General features: G+C 64.7%; 13 protein-coding genes, 1 tRNA gene and 2 pseudogenes. 8 read left to right on the top strand and 8 right to left on the bottom strand.

What is annotated here, in order from left to right:
• The first annotated feature begins 21 nt into the window (after positions 1 to 21).
• The 3 genes and pseudogenes from hemN (at position 22) to BO1_RS49165 (ending at position 3004) form a co-directional block, all read left to right on the top strand.
• A complete protein-coding gene (gene hemN / locus BO1_RS00085; RefSeq protein WP_028215787.1) occupies positions 22 to 1407 on the top strand; it encodes an oxygen-independent coproporphyrinogen III oxidase in 1386 nt (461 codons plus the stop codon).
• Between the two features lie 102 nt (positions 1408 to 1509).
• Positions 1510 to 1594, top strand: a tRNA-Leu gene (locus BO1_RS00080).
• Between the two features lie 173 nt (positions 1595 to 1767).
• Positions 1768 to 3004: pseudogene (locus BO1_RS49165) on the top strand (tyrosine-type recombinase/integrase).
• 119 nt (positions 3005 to 3123) lie between these two features.
• On the opposite strand, the gene BO1_RS49160 reads toward BO1_RS49165, so the two are convergent.
• The 3 genes from BO1_RS49160 to poxB form a co-directional block, all read right to left on the bottom strand.
• Positions 3124 to 3405: a hypothetical protein gene (locus BO1_RS49160; RefSeq protein WP_156992069.1), complete on the bottom strand. Its 282-nt coding sequence runs from the start codon at positions 3403 to 3405 to the stop codon at positions 3124 to 3126.
• Positions 3405 to 4415: a hypothetical protein gene (locus tag BO1_RS00065; protein ID WP_028215786.1), complete on the bottom strand. Its 1011-nt coding sequence runs from the start codon at positions 4413 to 4415 to the stop codon at positions 3405 to 3407. Before BO1_RS00065 ends, BO1_RS49160 begins: the two co-directional genes overlap by 1 nt.
• Positions 4416 to 4861: 446 nt before the next feature.
• Complete coding sequence (poxB, locus tag BO1_RS00060; protein ID WP_028215785.1) at positions 4862 to 6580, bottom strand: ubiquinone-dependent pyruvate dehydrogenase; 1719 nt, start codon at positions 6578 to 6580, stop codon at positions 4862 to 4864.
• 246 nt (positions 6581 to 6826) lie between these two features.
• Here poxB and BO1_RS00050 point away from each other — a divergent pair, with 246 nt between their 5' ends.
• Both BO1_RS00050 and BO1_RS00045 read left to right on the top strand, forming a co-directional pair.
• Positions 6827 to 7534 carry a pseudouridine synthase gene (locus BO1_RS00050; RefSeq protein WP_028215784.1) on the top strand — a complete coding sequence of 236 codons (708 nt, stop codon included), beginning with the start codon at positions 6827 to 6829 and terminating at the stop codon, positions 7532 to 7534.
• Between the two features lie 155 nt (positions 7535 to 7689).
• The gene (locus BO1_RS00045) at positions 7690 to 7878 is read left to right on the top strand and encodes a hypothetical protein (protein ID WP_028215783.1); all 189 of its coding nucleotides are present in this window, start codon (positions 7690 to 7692) and stop codon (positions 7876 to 7878) included.
• Between the two features lie 33 nt (positions 7879 to 7911).
• On the opposite strand, the gene BO1_RS00040 is transcribed toward BO1_RS00045, so the two are convergent.
• The gene (locus BO1_RS00040) at positions 7912 to 8985 is read right to left on the bottom strand and encodes an NAD-dependent epimerase/dehydratase family protein (protein ID WP_028215782.1); all 1074 of its coding nucleotides are present in this window, start codon (positions 8983 to 8985) and stop codon (positions 7912 to 7914) included.
• 148 nt (positions 8986 to 9133) lie between these two features.
• Here BO1_RS00040 and BO1_RS00035 point away from each other — a divergent pair, with 148 nt between their 5' ends.
• From BO1_RS00035 to BO1_RS00025, 3 genes are all read left to right on the top strand, one after another.
• On the top strand, positions 9134 to 10165 hold the full coding sequence (locus BO1_RS00035; RefSeq protein WP_028215781.1) for a CDP-6-deoxy-delta-3,4-glucoseen reductase: 1032 nt from the start codon (positions 9134 to 9136) through the stop codon (positions 10163 to 10165).
• Positions 10166 to 10575: 410 nt separating this feature from the next.
• Complete coding sequence (locus tag BO1_RS00030) at positions 10576 to 11760, top strand: acetylornithine transaminase (protein ID WP_028215780.1); 1185 nt, start codon at positions 10576 to 10578, stop codon at positions 11758 to 11760.
• Positions 11761 to 11779: 19 nt separating this feature from the next.
• On the top strand, positions 11780 to 12250 hold the full coding sequence (locus BO1_RS00025) for a GNAT family acetyltransferase (RefSeq protein ID WP_043283452.1): 471 nt from the start codon (positions 11780 to 11782) through the stop codon (positions 12248 to 12250).
• 96 nt (positions 12251 to 12346) lie between these two features.
• On the opposite strand, the gene BO1_RS00020 is transcribed toward BO1_RS00025, so the two are convergent.
• From BO1_RS00020 to BO1_RS57000, 4 genes and pseudogenes are all read right to left on the bottom strand, one after another.
• A complete protein-coding gene (locus BO1_RS00020) occupies positions 12347 to 13063 on the bottom strand; it encodes an ABC transporter ATP-binding protein (RefSeq protein ID WP_028215778.1) in 717 nt (238 codons plus the stop codon).
• Positions 13063 to 13839: an ABC transporter ATP-binding protein gene (locus tag BO1_RS00015; protein WP_028215777.1), complete on the bottom strand. Its 777-nt coding sequence runs from the start codon at positions 13837 to 13839 to the stop codon at positions 13063 to 13065. The genes BO1_RS00020 and BO1_RS00015 overlap by 1 nt, the downstream gene beginning before the upstream one ends.
• 24 nt (positions 13840 to 13863) lie before the next feature.
• Entirely contained in the window at positions 13864 to 15033 is a 1170-nt protein-coding gene (locus BO1_RS00010) for an ABC transporter permease subunit (protein WP_028215776.1), read from the bottom strand.
• A gap of 16 nt (positions 15034 to 15049) precedes the next feature.
• Positions 15050 to 15173: pseudogene (locus tag BO1_RS57000) on the bottom strand (branched-chain amino acid ABC transporter permease); the annotation flags it as partial.

Genomic DNA, 15173 nt, shown 5'->3' with positions numbered 1-15173 from the left:
GGCCATCCCAGAGTCCCCCGCATGAGCGACACCGACCTTCTGTTTCGTCCCGATCTGCTGGCCAAATACGGCGCAAACGGCCCACGCTATACGTCCTACCCCACCGCGCTGCAGTTCCGCGACGATTTCGATCTCGATCATTACCGGCACGCCGCGGCCGATCCCGGCGCAGCGGAAACCGACCTCTCGCTGTACTTCCACATCCCCTTCTGCGACACCGTCTGCTTCTATTGCGGCTGCAACAAGGTTGCGACAAAAAATCGCAGGCGCTCGAAACCGTACGTGCAGCAACTCGTGCGCGAAATCGAGCTGCAGGCGGCGCTGTTCAATACCACGCGGCCGGTCTCGCAGCTGCATTGGGGCGGCGGCACCCCCACGTTTCTCTCGCTGGAGGAAATGAGCACGCTGATGGCCGCCACGCGCGAGCACTTCGCGCTGCGCCCCGACAGCGAAGGGGAATACTCGATCGAAATCGATCCGCGCGAAGCGTCGGTGCAAACCATCGAACATCTGCGCACGCTCGGCTTCAACCGGCTGAGCCTCGGCGTACAGGACTTCGATCCCATCGTGCAGCGCGCGATCAACCGCGTCCAGCCGCTCGAGCTCACGGTCGACGTCATGAACACGGCACGCGCGAACGGCTTCGAGTCGATCAGCGTCGACCTGATTTACGGGTTGCCGCATCAGAGCGTCGCCAGCTTCAAGCGCACGCTCTACACGATCCTGCTGCTCGCGCCCGAGCGCATTTCGGTATTCGGCTACGCGCACATGCCGCAGCTCTTCAAGATGCAGCGCCAGATGGACGCCGCCACACTGCCCTCGCCGGCCACACGGCTCGCGCTGCTGCAGCTCGTGGTCGAGCAGCTCACCGACGCAGGCTACGTCTATATCGGCATGGATCACTTCGCGCTGCCCACCGACGAGCTTGCGCGCGCCCAGGCGCAACGCACGCTGCATCGCAATTTCCAGGGTTACAGCACGCGCGCGGAGTGCGACCTGATCGGCTTCGGCGCCTCCTCGATCGGCAAGGTCGGCGACGTCTACGCGCAGAACGCCAAGGATCTGCCGGGCTACGGCGCCGCCATCGACGCCGGGCGGCTCGCCGTGACGCGCGGCGTGCGCCTGAGCTCCGACGACCGCCTGCGCCGCGACATCATCACCGAGCTGATGTGCAATCTCGAGCTGCGCTTCGACGAATTCGAGGCAGCCTATGGCGTACGCTTCCCGGCCGTGTTCGCGCCCGAGCTGGAACGGCTGCGCGCCTTCGAAGCCGACGGGCTCGTCGCGCGCAGTTCTGACCGGATCGAAGTGCTGCCCGCCGGGCGCATGTTCGTGCGCAATATCGCCATGGTGTTCGACCGCTACCTCGGGACCCAGCAGGTTGAGCGCTTTTCGCGCACGATCTGAGCACTGTCGCTGAGCCGACGTCTATGGTTGCCGCGGCCGCAAATTTACGCCATAATTTGCGGCTACTTCGAGCGTCTGTTTTAAGAGCAGGCGGCGAAAACTGCCTCGGTGGTGAAATTGGTAGACGCGCCGGACTCAAAATCCGGTTCCGAAAGGAGTGCCGGTTCGATTCCGGCCCGAGGCACCAAAGAATATTCCGGCACGTTCCGGTGAAGTACTGAAACCCGCGACAGCACAAGGCTTCGCGGGTTTTTTCTTTCCGGCATGGTCCAGCAAGGTGCGGTGACAGCCGGTGGTATCGGGTGGGATTTTTGGTGGCATAAAGCCAGTTACCACCGCGTTTCATCTCGCGATACCACCGTGCCACTCACCGACACCCAGATCAGGAACGCTCGCTTCAACGAAGACGGCACCGGCAATCGCCTGTCGGACGGCGGCCGCATGTACCTCCAGATCGCGCAGTCGGGGGCGAAGTACTGGCGGATGAATTACCGCTTCAACGGCAAAGACAAGACGCTGGCTCTGGATGTCTACCCGGACGTGTCATTAGCGGCTGCACGCAAGAAGCGCGACGAGGCGCGGGAAAAGCTGGCGGCGGGCGTCGATCCTGGCGAGACGAAGAAGGCCGACAAGCGCGCTGCGCGCCTGGCAGCGGTCAACACCTTCGAGGCAGTCGCGCTGGCATGGGTGGAGGAGCGCCGCCCATAGGTTGAGCCGGCGCAATACGACAAGACGCCGGCGCGCTTCAAGAATGACGCCTTCCCTTGGCTCGGCAAACGCCCAGTCACTGAGATCGAAGCTCCGGAAATCCTCGAGGCGCTGAAGCGTGTCGATGCGCGCGGCGCGCGTTTCACCGCCCACCGCCTCCGTGGCGAGATCAGCCGAGTGTTTCGCTACGGTATCAAGGAAGGCTTGTGCAAGGCCGATCCGGCTCGCGACCTGCTGGGCGCGATTCCGCCACCCCAGACAACGCATTTCGCCTCGATTACCGAGCCCGCCAAGGTGGGCGAAATGCTCCGCGCGTTCGACGGCTTCACCGGGACATTCCCTGTCTTGTGCGCACTCAAGCTCGCACCAATGCTGTTCGTGCGGCCCGGCGAGGCTGCGACAGGCTGAGTGGTCAGAGTTTGATCTGGACAACGGTGAATGGCGTTACCACGTCAGCAAGACGAAGACCGAGCATCTGGTACCACTCGCAGCCCAAGCCGTCGCCATCCTGCGCGAACTGCACGCGCTCACAGGCGCGGGGCGTTATGTGTTCCCCGGTGCGCGCGATCGCAAGCGGCCGATGAGTGAGGCTGCAATCAACGCCGCCCTACGTCGCCTCGGCTACGACACGCGCACTGAGATCACCGGCCACGGTTTCCGTGCAATGGCGAGAACGATTCTGCACGAGGAACTGGAGCACAAGCCGGAAGTCATTGAGCACCAGCTCGCGCACGCCGTGTCCGATAACCTCGGCAGCGCCTACAACCGCACACGGTTCATCAAGGAACGGCGTGCGATGATGCAACGATGGGCTGATTATCTCGATCGCATAAAGGTCGGCGCTGACGTGGTTCCGATTGGTCGGGCTACCGGCAACGCGCCAGGCTAAAAAGAGCGCGATACTTGCGCGAAGCTGCTTGATATCTGATCCAGTGCGCCGCGCCGGCTGGCGGCCACAAGAAAGCCGACTCGCGAGGGTCGGCTTTTGCGTTTCTGGATACTGGCGGCCTATGTGGTCGGCGGTTCAGAGTCGCCGCTCGTGCTCGTCGTGATAGCTAGTTGACTTTTCAGCGACGGAGAGCGCCCGGCCAGGATAAGCAGAATCATTACACCGAGCTTTCGCGCAAACTCATCGTCAACCTTGTGCCCAAAATCCGCGAGCGGAACATCAAAGCTGGCGCTTTTCCCGATGGCCGCAGCGACCGCACTTTGTGCGACGTGGTGATACGAAATCGTCTGCGTTTCTTCGTCATAGAGCGTAATGACACACGTTGGACGCTTTGCCTCCATCAATACCCCCTGCATTGTTGATAACGACTAAATGCCCGCTGGGAACATTCGGTGTAGTAAGCGGGACTCCCATAGGTGGCGCTCCCCGCGCCGCACATTTCCATATCTTCCTCGTACTGCGCAAAGCATTCCGCCTCATCCTCTTCGCTCACGCCACGCGCGGCAAGGTCAGTCACATCGCTATTCGCTGAGTCTTCGCTGTACTCAAACGGCTGCGCATCGCCGAGCGGCGTCGAATCGCTGGCTGAGCCGGCGCCGAAAAGGTCATCGTCAGGCGCACCGCTATCGTCAGCATCCTCTCCATCGTCCGAGCCGTCACCCCCGCCAAGCACCGCCCCGGCTGCCCCCTCCACCACGCCAAGCAAGTCGTCGCCGTTGCTCGCCAGTGCGGCTGCTGCGCGCTTCGCGGCGTTCGCCGCCTGTATTGCCTCGATGCGCTCGACCATCGCGTTGTACTTTTCGATGTAGGCCGTCGCGCCGTCGGCATCAAGGCCCATCGATTCCATCACAGACTGGTGAAACGTCTTGCCGCGCGTGCTGGCGGCGGCCACTCCGCCCCCGCCTGCGCTTCGATATGTTTCGCTCCAGGTTTGCGGCGCGTACCGCTTCGATACACCGACACTACCTCGCCAATCACGATCAATGGCCGGGACGATCAAGCCATCTCGCACCGCTTCGCGCAGAATGCGCGTGACATCTTCGCCGTCGATTGGCGTGTGCCATCGCCCACGTACATGCTTGCTGATGAAGTCCGCGTAGGCGCTGAAATCGCCTGAGGTACGCGACGCACGGCGAGCAATGCTCACCCTGAATAGCTGATCGAAATCCCGCCTGTCCTGCTCTATCTGGTCTGCGCGCGCCTTCTGCGCCTTCTGGCGCTCCTCGTAAGACAGCCGCCAGCCACGGTATACGTCGTCGATATCGCGAGCGGGCACCAGCGCGCACTGCCAACCGCCCTTGAGCGGGACGTAGAGCGCGTTATAGGAATTGCCCCATTCGGGTAACGCCATGTCTCCTCCATCTCGATCTGAGGCTGGTATACGTAGCACGCAGCGAAATGGGAGACTTTGCGGTAGGTAAGAGTCCAGTGATTTGATGCGGAACAGATGCAGCCGTTCAGGCTTTGCGGCACATACAGTTTCCTCTGGGGCTGTAGCAGTCGAAGCGCACCTATGGAGTCGGCTCAACACCAAGCGGAATATTCAGGTCTGCCGCGATAACGTGCTCCCCGGATCGCCGGGCCAGCGCGCCTCTTCTGGTGGTATTTTTGGTGGTATCTCTTCAGCGCGAAAACAACAGACGCCCGCCAGCATTGAATTAGCAAGGATTTTTCCATTCCGGCCCGACCAAAGAATATTCCGGCAAGCACCGGCGAAGGACAGAAACCCGCGACAGCACAAGGCTTCGCGGGTTTTTTGCTGCCGGCGCGTAATCTCCGCAGGCCGGCCCCAGCGAATCAGCGCAAGTTGGTCTGCGCGAGTTCCACCACCTCGTCCCCTCGCCCGCTCAATACCGCACGCAGCATATAGAGGCTGAACCCCTTCGCCTGTGCCCACTGCAGCTTCGGCGGCATCGCCAGCTCGTGCTTGGTCGTCACCACGTCCACGAGCGCCGGGCCGTCATGCGCGAACGCCTCGCGCAATGCGTCATCGAGCGCTTCCGAAGTCTCCACGCGCACGCTGAAGAGGCCCGCCCCTTTCGCGATATCGGCGAAATTCGTCGCCACGAGATCGGTGCCCGTTTCCACGTAGCCGCCCGCCTTCATCTCCATCGCGACAAAGCCGAGCGACCCGTTGTTCAGGACGACGATCTTGATCGGCAGATCGAGCTGGCGCGCAGTGAGAATGTCGCCCAGCAGCATCGAAAGCCCGCCGTCGCCCGAGAGCGAGATGACCTGGCGCCCGGCGTGCGCGGCCTGCGCGCCCAGCGCCTGCGGCATTGCGTTCGCCATCGAGCCGTGGTTGAACGAACCGTGCAGGCGGCGGCGTCCGTTCATCGTCAGATAGCGCGCGGCCCAGAGCGTAGGCGTGCCGACGTCGACGGCGAAGATCGCATCGTCAGCGGCAAGCGCGTCGACGCGCGAGGTCACGTATTGTGGATGCAGCGGCTTGCCCGCGGGCGCCGGACGCGCAAGGTCGTCGAGTCCCTTGCGCGCGTTCGCGTAGTGCTCGCGCGCGCGTTCGATGAAATGGCGATTGGTCTTGCGCGTGAGGCGTGGCGCCAGGGTGCGCAAGGTCTCGCGCACATCGCCGATCAGCCCGAGCGTGAGCGGCGCGCGCTTGCCCAGCGCCGCCGCGTTGCGGTCGATCTGCACGATGTTCGCGTGCTCGGGATAGAAGTTGCGATAGGGAAAGTCGGTGCCGAGCATCACGAGCGTGTCGCACGACATCATGGCGTGATAGCCGGAGCTGAAGCCGATCAGCCCCGTCATGCCCACGTCGTACGGGTTATCCCATTCGACATATTGCTTGCCGCGCAGCGCGTGCACGGTCGGCGCGCCGAGGGTGTCGGCGAACGCCACCACTTCGTCGTGCGCACCCTTGCAGCCGCTGCCGCACAGCAGCGTGACAGCCTCCGAACGGTTGAGCAGGTCCGCCAGCCGGTCGAGGTCCGCGGAAGCCGGCAGCGTCGCGGGCCGCGCGTGCTGCGCCCAGACGGGCTCTTCCTCCGGGCCGTCGAGCAGCGCCACGTCGCCGGGCAGGACGATCACGGCCACGCCCTTCTGGTCGATGGCGGTGCGCAGCGCCGTGGCGAGCACGCGCGGAAACTGCGAGGCGTTCGTCACGAGTTCCACGTAATGGGCGCATTCGCGAAAGAGCTCGGTCGGGTGGGTTTCCTGAAAGTAGCCGAGGCCGATCTCCGTCGACGGGATGTGGGCGGCAATCGCCAGCACCGGTGCGTGATTGCGATGGCAGTCGTACAGGCCATTGATGAGGTGCAGATTGCCGGGGCCGCAACTGCCCGCGCATACCGCGAGCCGGCCGGTCGCAGCGGCTTCCGCGCCCGCCGCGAACGCGGCGACTTCCTCGTGCCGCGTATGCATCCAGCGGATCGTGCCGAGCTTGCGCAAGCTCGCCGAGAGCCCGTTCAAACTGTCGCCGGTCACGCCCCAGATACGCTCGACGCCAACTGCTTCGAGCGTCTTGGCCAAATAATCCGCGATCGTCTTCGCCATGCCGTTCTCCTCGTGAACTGTCGGGCGCGGCGCGCGATTCACGCGTCGGCCGGTGCGTTGCGATACGTTACGCCATCCTCGCAAGACACGCCGTGAAGCGTCTCAACCGGAACGCCCAGGACGCGCGGCACCTCATGCGCCATCGCGGCATCACGCGTGGAAAAACGCATTCGATCCGGACATGTGCGCGGATGGCACGCTGGCGTTCGCTAAAATGCTGCGGTTTGTAGCCGCCGGCGTCCCGCCATGAACCTCGAAAGCATTCTCTTCACCCAGGGCTTCGGCACGCGCCGCCAGTGCCGCGGCCTGATCCTCGACGCGCGTGTGGCCGTCGCGGGCGAGCCCTGCGCCGATCCGCTCGCCACCTTCGATACCGAAGGCCTCGTGTTCAGCGTCGACGGCTCGCCCTGGCCGTTCCACGCGCACGCCTACCTCGCGCTGAACAAGCCCGCGGGCTACGAGTGCTCGCGCGACCCGCAGCATCATCTGAGCGTGTTTCACCTGTTGCCGCCGCAGTTCGCCGCGCGCAACGTGCAGTCCGTGGGGCGTCTCGATCAGGACACGACCGGCCTGCTGCTGCTCTCCGACGACGGCCAGTTCGTGCACGCCTTCACCTCGCCCAAACGCAAGGTGCCCAAGGTCTACGTGGCCACCACGCGCCATCCGCTCGACGAGACGCAGTTGCTGGCGCTGCGCGAAGGCGTCCTGCTGCACGGCGAGCGCGAGCCCAGCGCCGCCGTCGCCGCGCAGGCGCGCGGGGAGCACGAGCTCGAATTGAGCGTGCTCGAAGGCAAGTACCACCAGGTCAAGCGCATGGTTGCCGCCGCGGGCAACCGCGTGGAAGCGCTGCATCGCGAGCGCATCGGCGGCTTCGCGCTGCCCGAGGATCTGGCCCCGGGCGCATGGAAATGGCTCGATGCGGCCGCGCTCGACGCGCTGCGCAACACGGGGTAAACCACGGCGCACGCCGCGCACGGCCTGCCCTTCGTGCGTTCGCCCACTCACGCGCGCAGCTTCGCTCCTCGTTGCGCCGCGCCGCAGCATGCCCTTCCAGACGTTCCGCCCTATACTCGACTCAACAACGATTACAAGTTGCAAGGAGGGGCATCATGATCATCAACGGCTCATTCGAAATCTCTTTCGTGTTGATGGCATTCATGGCGCTGGGGGCGATTCTGATTGGCGGCTTGCTGGCGTCGATGCATTTGCGGCATCAATACCATCCAAATCTGATCGGGGCGCTCATCGGGGCCCTGTTCTGCTTCCTCTTGCTCGAAGCGCTGCCGGCAATCACGTGAACGGCACGCTTGCGCCGCGCCGCCGGCCCGGCTTCACGGGCGCGGCGGCAGCGTGCGCAAAAAGGCATCCACATCGGGATAGCGCAGGCGCACGCGCAGCTCGCGCTTGAGCCGCACGTTGGCGAGCCTGCGCGATTCCCGCATGAACGAAAGCAGCGTCGGATCGAGTTCGTGCTCCGCCTCTGCGCGGCTGATGCGCGGTGGGCGCGCGAGGCCGAACGCGTCCGCCACGCGGTCGAAATAGTCCCCCATCTTCAGCTCGCTATCGTCGCTGGCGTGGATGACGCGCGCCGGGCGTCCGTGCGTGGCAAGACGCAGCAGGATGGCCGCGAGATCGTCGGCGTGGATGTGGCTCGTGTAGACGTCGTCCTGCTCGAGCAGCGCCGGCGTGCGTTTCTCCAGCCGTGAGAGCGGCAGGCGGTTGCCGGCGTAGATGCCGGGGATACGGGCGATGGTCGCCTTGAGCGCGCCACGCGCCGTTGCGCGCCGCAACTGCCGCTCGGCCGCCACGCGCCGTTTCGCGCGCGCGTTGGCAGGCCGCGCCGGACGGGTTTCGTCGATGCGTGCACCGCCGCAGTCGCCATAGACGCCCGTGGTGCTCGCGTAGACGAGCGTGGGCTGCGCGGGGTGGGGATGGGCGGTGCGGCGGGTGCGCTCGGGTACAATAGAGAGCGATTTCGGACGCATGGTACGCGTCGATGTCGACGGTTTTGCCGGCCTTGGCGTACGCGCTGGCGCGCCTCTCGCCGCGCGGCGCGATGCCCCGCTTTGGGCGGGCCGCGCCGCCGAGCGCCGACGCGCCTTGAGCGCCGCAATCAGCCTGCGTGTGCGCAAGTCGTCGTCGCCGTCTTTGGCGGGTGGCGCGAGGTGGAGCACGACGCTCGCGAGCCCGGCGAGGCGCGCAAGGCGCGAGCGCACGTCGAGGTCGCCGGCGACCGGCACCGCGCCCGCGGCGCGCAGCGTCCCGGTTTGCTCTGGACGGCGCGTGAGCGCGAAGATACGCGGTCGGCTGCGCCGCGCCTGCAACTGGGCGACGCAGCGCGAACCGACGTCGCCGCAACCGACAATGAGGATGCGCGCACGGCGCAAGGTTCGTGTGGCAATCATGGTGGACCCATTTTAGCCGCCGGCGTCGTGCGGCGACGGCCCGAGCAGGCCGAAACAGGCTCAGACAGGCTCAAGCACGCCGAACATCGGCGAAACGAGCCGCAACCCAGCTCAATCTCCCGGATTTCAGACTCAAGCCTTCTCGAATATGGTCTTCAACGTAACGCTCAAGCAAAGCGGCCGGCAGTTCCAGGTCGAACCCGACGAACCCATCCTCAACGCGGCCCTGCGCCAGGGCGTCGGCCTGCCGTACGGGTGCAAGAACGGCGCCTGCGGCTCGTGCAAGGGCACGGTCTGCAGCGGCGAGGTCGAGCAGCGCGCGCACGCCGCTTCGGCGCTCTCGAACGACGAGAAAACACGCGGCATGGCGCTCTTCTGCTGCGCGACGGCGCAGACCGACCTCGAAATCGATATCCGCGAGGTGGCGGGCGTCGGCGACGTCCAGGTGCGCAAGCTGCCCACCCGCATCGCCGCGATCGAGCGCAAAGCCGACGACGTCGTCGTCCTCAAGCTGCAACTGCCCGCCAACGAGCGTCTGCAGTACCTCGCGGGCCAGTACCTCGAGTTCATCCTCAAGGACGGCACGCGCCGCAGCTACTCGATGGCCACCGCGCCGCACGAGGAAGGCCCGCTCGAGCTGCACATCCGCCACATGCCGGGCGGCAAGTTCACCGACCACGTCTTTTCGCAGATGAAGGAGCGCGACATCCTGCGCTTCGAGGCGCCGCTCGGCACCTTCTTCCTGCGCGAGGATTCCGGGAAGCCCATCGTGCTGCTCGCCTCGGGCACCGGCTTCGCGCCGCTCAAGGCGATCGTCGAGCATGCGGCCCACAAGAATCTGAACCGCCCGATGACGCTCTACTGGGGCGCACGCCAGAAGAAGGATCTGTATCTGCTGGATCTCGCCGAGCAGTGGGCGAAGGACATCCCGAATTTCAGCTTCGTGCCGGTGCTCTCCGAGCCCGCCGCCGACGACAACTGGACCGGCCGCACGGGCTTCGTGCACCGCGCCGTGATCGAGGATTTGCCCGATCTCTCCGGCTACCAGGTGTATGCGTGCGGCGCGCCGGTGATGGTCGAGTCGGCGCAGCGCGACTTCTCGCAACATCACGGGCTGCCCGAAGACGAGTTCTACGCGGACTCGTTCACGAGCGCCGCGGACCTCGCGAACCCCGTCTGAGCGGCGCAGGGGCAGGCGTCGTGTGCCCCTGCCGCGCACCCGTTGCGCGCGCAATGCCTTTGCGCATTTGCGCGCGTAGTGGTGCACCCCGGTAAGCGGGCCGGCGCGCCGTCACGAAAATTTCTTCGGCTGATCGAAGCAAATCGGCACATTGACGGTTTACAGCGCCGCCGCCCTTGTCGTATTCTTGCGCCCATGAACTCCATCCTGTCCGCTCTTCGACGTCGACGCCTGCCCCATCTCTAGGGCCTGGCTCGGTCGCGGACGCGCGTTGCATGTGGGTTGAACCCCCAACGCACATGGAGTTCGAATCACGAAAGCCACGGCCAGTCCGTGGCTTTTTGTTTGTCTGCCGGTTTTGACGGCTTCTTTCCAACCCTTATTGCAGTCCCAGCGCGGAGCCCGTTGCCATGAATTTTTCCGAGTACCCGATCGAGTCGCTGATGTACATCACCAACCGGCCCGAAATCGTTTTCACGCATGGCAAGGGGTCGTGGCTCTACGACAACGAAGGCAAGCGATATTTGGACTTCATCCAGGGCTGGGCCGTCAACAGCCTCGGGCACTGCAACGAAGGCATGATCGAGGCGATCGAAAAGCAGTCACGCCTGCTGATCAACCCGTCGCCCGCCTTCTATAACGAGCCGATGGCGAAGCTCGCCGGCCTCCTCACGGAGCACAGCTGCTTCGACAAGGTGTTCTTCGCCAACAGCGGTGCGGAAGCCAACGAAGGCGCGATCAAGCTCGCGCGCAAGTGGGGCAAGAAGCACCGCGACGGCGCCTACGAGATCATCACGTTCGACCACAGCTTCCACGGCCGCACGCTCGCGACGATGTCGGCAAGCGGCAAACCGGGCTGGGACACGATCTACGCGCCGCAGGTGCCGGGCTTCCCGAAGGCCGACCTCAACGACATCGCCTCGGTCGAGAAGCTCATCACGGGCAAAACCGTCGCCGTGATGCTCGAGCCGATCCAGGGCGAAGGCGGCGTGATTCCCGCCACCCGCGAATTCATGCAGCAACTGCGCGCGCTCACCAGGAAGCACGGCATCCTGCTGATCGCGGATGAAGTGCAGAGCGGCTGCGGCCGCGCGGGCACCCTCTTCGCCTACGAGCTCTCGGGCATCGAGCCGGACATCATGACGCTCGGCAAGGGCATCGGCGGCGGCGTGCCGCTCGCGGCGCTGCTCGCGAAGAAGGAAATCACGGTGTTCGAAGCGGGCGATCAGGGCGGCACCTACAACGGCAACCCGCTGATGACGGCCGTGGGGTATTCGGTGATCTCGCAACTGGTCGCGCCGGGCTTCCTCGAAGGCGTGCGTGCGCGTGGTGAGTATCTGCGCGAGAAGCTGCTGGAACTGTCGGCGGAACGCGGCTTCCAGGGCGAGCGCGGCGAAGGTCTCCTGCGCGCGCTGCTGCTCGGCAAGGACATCGGCCCGGAGATCGTCGAGAAGGCGCGCCTCATGCAACCGGACGGCCTGCTGCTGAACGCGGCGCGCCCGAATCTGCTGCGCTTCATGCCCGCGCTCAACGTGACCAACGAAGAGATCGACCAGATGATGGCGATGCTGCGCACGGTGCTCGATTCGCTGTAAGCACGCAAAAAGGCGCCCCGTGTCCATTTCGATCCGCACCTTCACCGTGGCCGATACCGACGCCGTGCTCGCGTTGTGGCTGGACGCGTTTCCCGAATATGGGGACACCGGCCGGCCGCACCGCGATCCGCGCCTGTCGATCGCGAACAAGCTCGGTACGCAGCCCGAATTGTTCTTCGTGGCGGTGCGTGGCGAAGATGGCGAAGGCAGCGCGGTCGTCGGCACGGTGATGGCGGGTTACGACGGCCATCGCGGCTGGCTCTATTCGCTCGCCGTGGCGGCGGATGCGCGGCGGCTCGGCATCGGTACCCGGCTCGTGCACCATGCGGAGCATGCGCTCGCCGCAATGGGGTGCCCGAAGCTCAATCTCCAGGTGCTCAGCAGCAAGCCCGACGTGCTCGCGTTCTACGATGCGCTCGGCTATCGAGCCGATGCGGTCGTGAGCCTCGGCAAGCGGCTCGGCATGCAGGAATCCGAAGCAAGCGCGTAGCTACCGGCGCTCTACTCGCCGTACCATGAAAAAAGCCGCATGGGCCTCAGGTCCATGCGGCTTTCGTTCTTTCGCGGTCGTGAAGACCGCTACCGCTCACTCACCCAGATACGCCGCGCGCACCTTCGGATCGTCGAGCATCTGCTTGGCGTCGCCTTCCATCGTGACGAGACCCGAGTCCATCACGTAGCCACGGTTGGCCGCCTGCAGCGCGAGCCGCGCGTTCTGCTCGACGAGCAGCACCGTGATGCCCTCCGACGAGATCGTGCGCACCACCTCGAAGATCTTCTCGACCATGATCGGCGAGAGACCCATCGACGGCTCATCGAGCAACAGAAGCTTCGGCTTGCTGAGGATCGCGCGCGCCATCGCCAGCATCTGCTGCTCGCCGCCCGAGAGCGTGCCCGCGAGCTGCGCCGCGCGCTCCTTCAGGCGCGGGAAGAAGCCGAACATGCGATCGACGTCCTTCTTGATGCCGTCCGTGTCGTTGCGCAGGTACGCGCCCATCTGCATGTTTTCGACAATCGACATGCGCGCGAAGATGCCACGGCCTTCCGGCACCATCGCCAGACCGCGCTTGAGCAGCTCGTGCGCCGGCACGCCCTTGATCGACTGGCCCATGTACTCGATGTCGCCCGCCGAGTAGGGCTTCAGGCCCGTGATCGCCTTCATGGTGGTGGTCTTGCCCGCGCCGTTCGCGCCGATCAGCGTGACGAGCTCGCCCTGCTGGACCTCCATGTCCACGCCCTTGACCGCCTGAATGCCGCCGTAGTTGACCTGCAGGCCCTTGATTTTCAGAACCGGTGTAGCCATCAGTGAACTCCCGCGCCCAGATACGCCTCGATCACCTTGGGGTCCTTCTGCACGTCGTGCGGCAGGCCTTCGGCAATCACTTTCCCATAGTCGAGCACTGTCATGCGGTTGCACAGGCCCATCACCAGTTTCACGTCGTGCTCGATCAGCAGGATGGTCTTGCCATCGGCGCGGATCTTGTCGAGCAGGCGCGTGAGTTCGACCTTCTCGGTCGCGTTCATGCCCGCCGCCGGCTCGTCGAGCGCCAGCAGCTTCGGATCGGTCGCGAGCGCCCGCGCAATTTCCAGACGGCGCTGGTGGCCGTACGAGAGGTTGCGCGACGTGTAGTCGGCGTACTGCGAAATGCCCACGTATTCGAGCAGTTCGAGCGCGCGCTCCTTGATCTCACGCTCTTCCTTGCGCTCGGCCGGCGTCTGGAACACCGCGCCCAGCAGGCCGTGCTTCGTGCGCACGTGGCGGCCCACCATCACGTTTTCCAGCGCGGTCATACCGCCGAACAGACGAATGTTCTGGAACGTGCGCGCGATGCCCGCCTTCGCCACCTGATAGACGGCGGTCGGCGTGTAGGTGTCGCCGTCGAGCCGGAATTCGCCCGAATCCGGCGTATAGAGGCCCGTGATCACGTTGAAGAACGTGGTCTTGCCCGCGCCGTTCGGGCCGATCAGGCCGTAGATCGTGCCGGCTTCGATCTGCAGGCCCACATCGGAGAGTGCCTGCAGGCCGCCGAAGCGTTTGTTCACGCCCTTCACGGACAGGCGGATCTGGTTGTTGCTCATATGCTGTATCTCCCGTCCTGTCGTTTAGGCGCGCACCGGCTTCTTGCTCGTACGCTTCGCAATCTTCGCGATCTTGTCCTCATGCTTCGGCGCGGGCCACAGGCCTTCCGAGCGGTACAGCATGATGACGACCATCGCGAGACCGTAGAGCAGCTGGCGAATGACTTCGGTATCGATGATCTGGTGGCCGAACAGCGCATGCTGCAGCGGTCCCATGGTCGAGCGCAGGAACTCGGGGAAGATCGACAGCAGGACCGCGCCGAGAATCACGCCCGGAATATGGCCCATACCGCCGAGCACCACGCAGGCGAGCACCACGACCGACTCCCAGAACGTGAACGACTCCGGCGAAACGAAGCCCTGGAAAGCACCGAACATCGCACCCGAGAGGCCGCCGAACGACGCGCCCATCGCGAACGCGAGCAGCTTCACGTTACGGGTGTTGATGCCCATGGCCTTGGCGGCGATTTCGTCTTCGCGGATCGCGGCCCATGCACGGCCGATACGCGAGTGCTGCAGGCGCGTACACACCCAGATCACGAGCAGCGCGCAGAGCACGAACACGTAGTAGTAGCAGTACACCGCGGTGAACGTGAAACCGAGGATCGTATGCGGCTGCGAGAGGTCCATGCCCGCGACATGCAGCGGCGCCACGCCCGTGATGCCCTGCGGCCCGTTGGTGATGTTCACCGGCCGGTCGAGGTTGTTCATGAAGATACGAACGATTTCCCCGAAGCCGAGGGTCACGATCGCGAGATAGTCGCCACGCAGACGCAGCGTCGGCGCGCCGAGCACGATACCCGCAAAAGCGGCGAGCCCCATCGCGCACGGCACGACGATCCAGTACGGCGTATGCATGCCGCCCGGGAACATGTGCGCGATCCACTCGAACTGGTTCGTGAGGTGTGGCGAGGTCAGCAGCGCGGCAACGTAGGCGCCCACCGCATAGAACGCGATGTAGCCCAAGTCCAGCAGGCCGGCGAAGCCCACCACCACGTTCAGGCCCAGCGCGAGCATCACATAGAGCATCGCGAAGTCCAGCACACGGACCCAGTAGTTGCCGCCCGCGGCGCCGACCACGAAGGGCAGCGCGGCCACGACGATGGCCGTCACGATCCCGACCGTGAGGGTCCTGGTCGTGTTCTTCTCGGGGATCAGCGTCGTCGACGGCTCGATCGGTTGAATAGAAGTCATGTTGTGCTACCCCCTCTTATGCACGGTCCGCAACACGTTCGCCCAGCAGCCCCGACGGACGGAACACGAGCACGATGATCAGCACGATGAACGCAAACACGTCCTGATAGTTACTGCCGAACACACCGCCAGTGAGACCG

This window comes from Paraburkholderia oxyphila NBRC 105797, from assembly GCF_000685075.1.
Taxonomy (GTDB): Bacteria; Pseudomonadota; Gammaproteobacteria; order Burkholderiales; family Burkholderiaceae; genus Paraburkholderia; species Paraburkholderia oxyphila.
This window is presented reverse-complemented; position numbering and strand designations above follow the sequence as displayed.

Bases quoted from the DNA above. Each gene is read 5' to 3' on its own strand.
- hemN (WP_028215787.1), top strand. From the start codon at position 22: ATGAGCGACACCGACCTTCTGTTTCGTCCCGATCTGCTGGCCAAATAC.
- BO1_RS49160 (WP_156992069.1), bottom strand. From the start codon at position 3,405: ATGGAGGCAAAGCGTCCAACGTGTGTCATTACGCTCTATGACGAAGAA.
- BO1_RS00065 (WP_028215786.1), bottom strand. From the start codon at position 4,415: ATGGCGTTACCCGAATGGGGCAATTCCTATAACGCGCTCTACGTCCCG.
- poxB (WP_028215785.1), bottom strand. From the start codon at position 6,580: ATGGCGAAGACGATCGCGGATTATTTGGCCAAGACGCTCGAAGCAGTT.
- BO1_RS00050 (WP_028215784.1), top strand. From the start codon at position 6,827: ATGAACCTCGAAAGCATTCTCTTCACCCAGGGCTTCGGCACGCGCCGC.
- BO1_RS00045 (WP_028215783.1), top strand. From the start codon at position 7,690: ATGATCATCAACGGCTCATTCGAAATCTCTTTCGTGTTGATGGCATTC.
- BO1_RS00040 (WP_028215782.1), bottom strand. From the start codon at position 8,985: ATGATTGCCACACGAACCTTGCGCCGTGCGCGCATCCTCATTGTCGGT.
- BO1_RS00035 (WP_028215781.1), top strand. From the start codon at position 9,134: ATGGTCTTCAACGTAACGCTCAAGCAAAGCGGCCGGCAGTTCCAGGTC.
- BO1_RS00030 (WP_028215780.1), top strand. From the start codon at position 10,576: ATGAATTTTTCCGAGTACCCGATCGAGTCGCTGATGTACATCACCAAC.
- BO1_RS00020 (WP_028215778.1), bottom strand. From the start codon at position 13,063: ATGGCTACACCGGTTCTGAAAATCAAGGGCCTGCAGGTCAACTACGGC.
- BO1_RS00015 (WP_028215777.1), bottom strand. From the start codon at position 13,839: ATGAGCAACAACCAGATCCGCCTGTCCGTGAAGGGCGTGAACAAACGC.
- BO1_RS00010 (WP_028215776.1), bottom strand. From the start codon at position 15,033: ATGACTTCTATTCAACCGATCGAGCCGTCGACGACGCTGATCCCCGAG.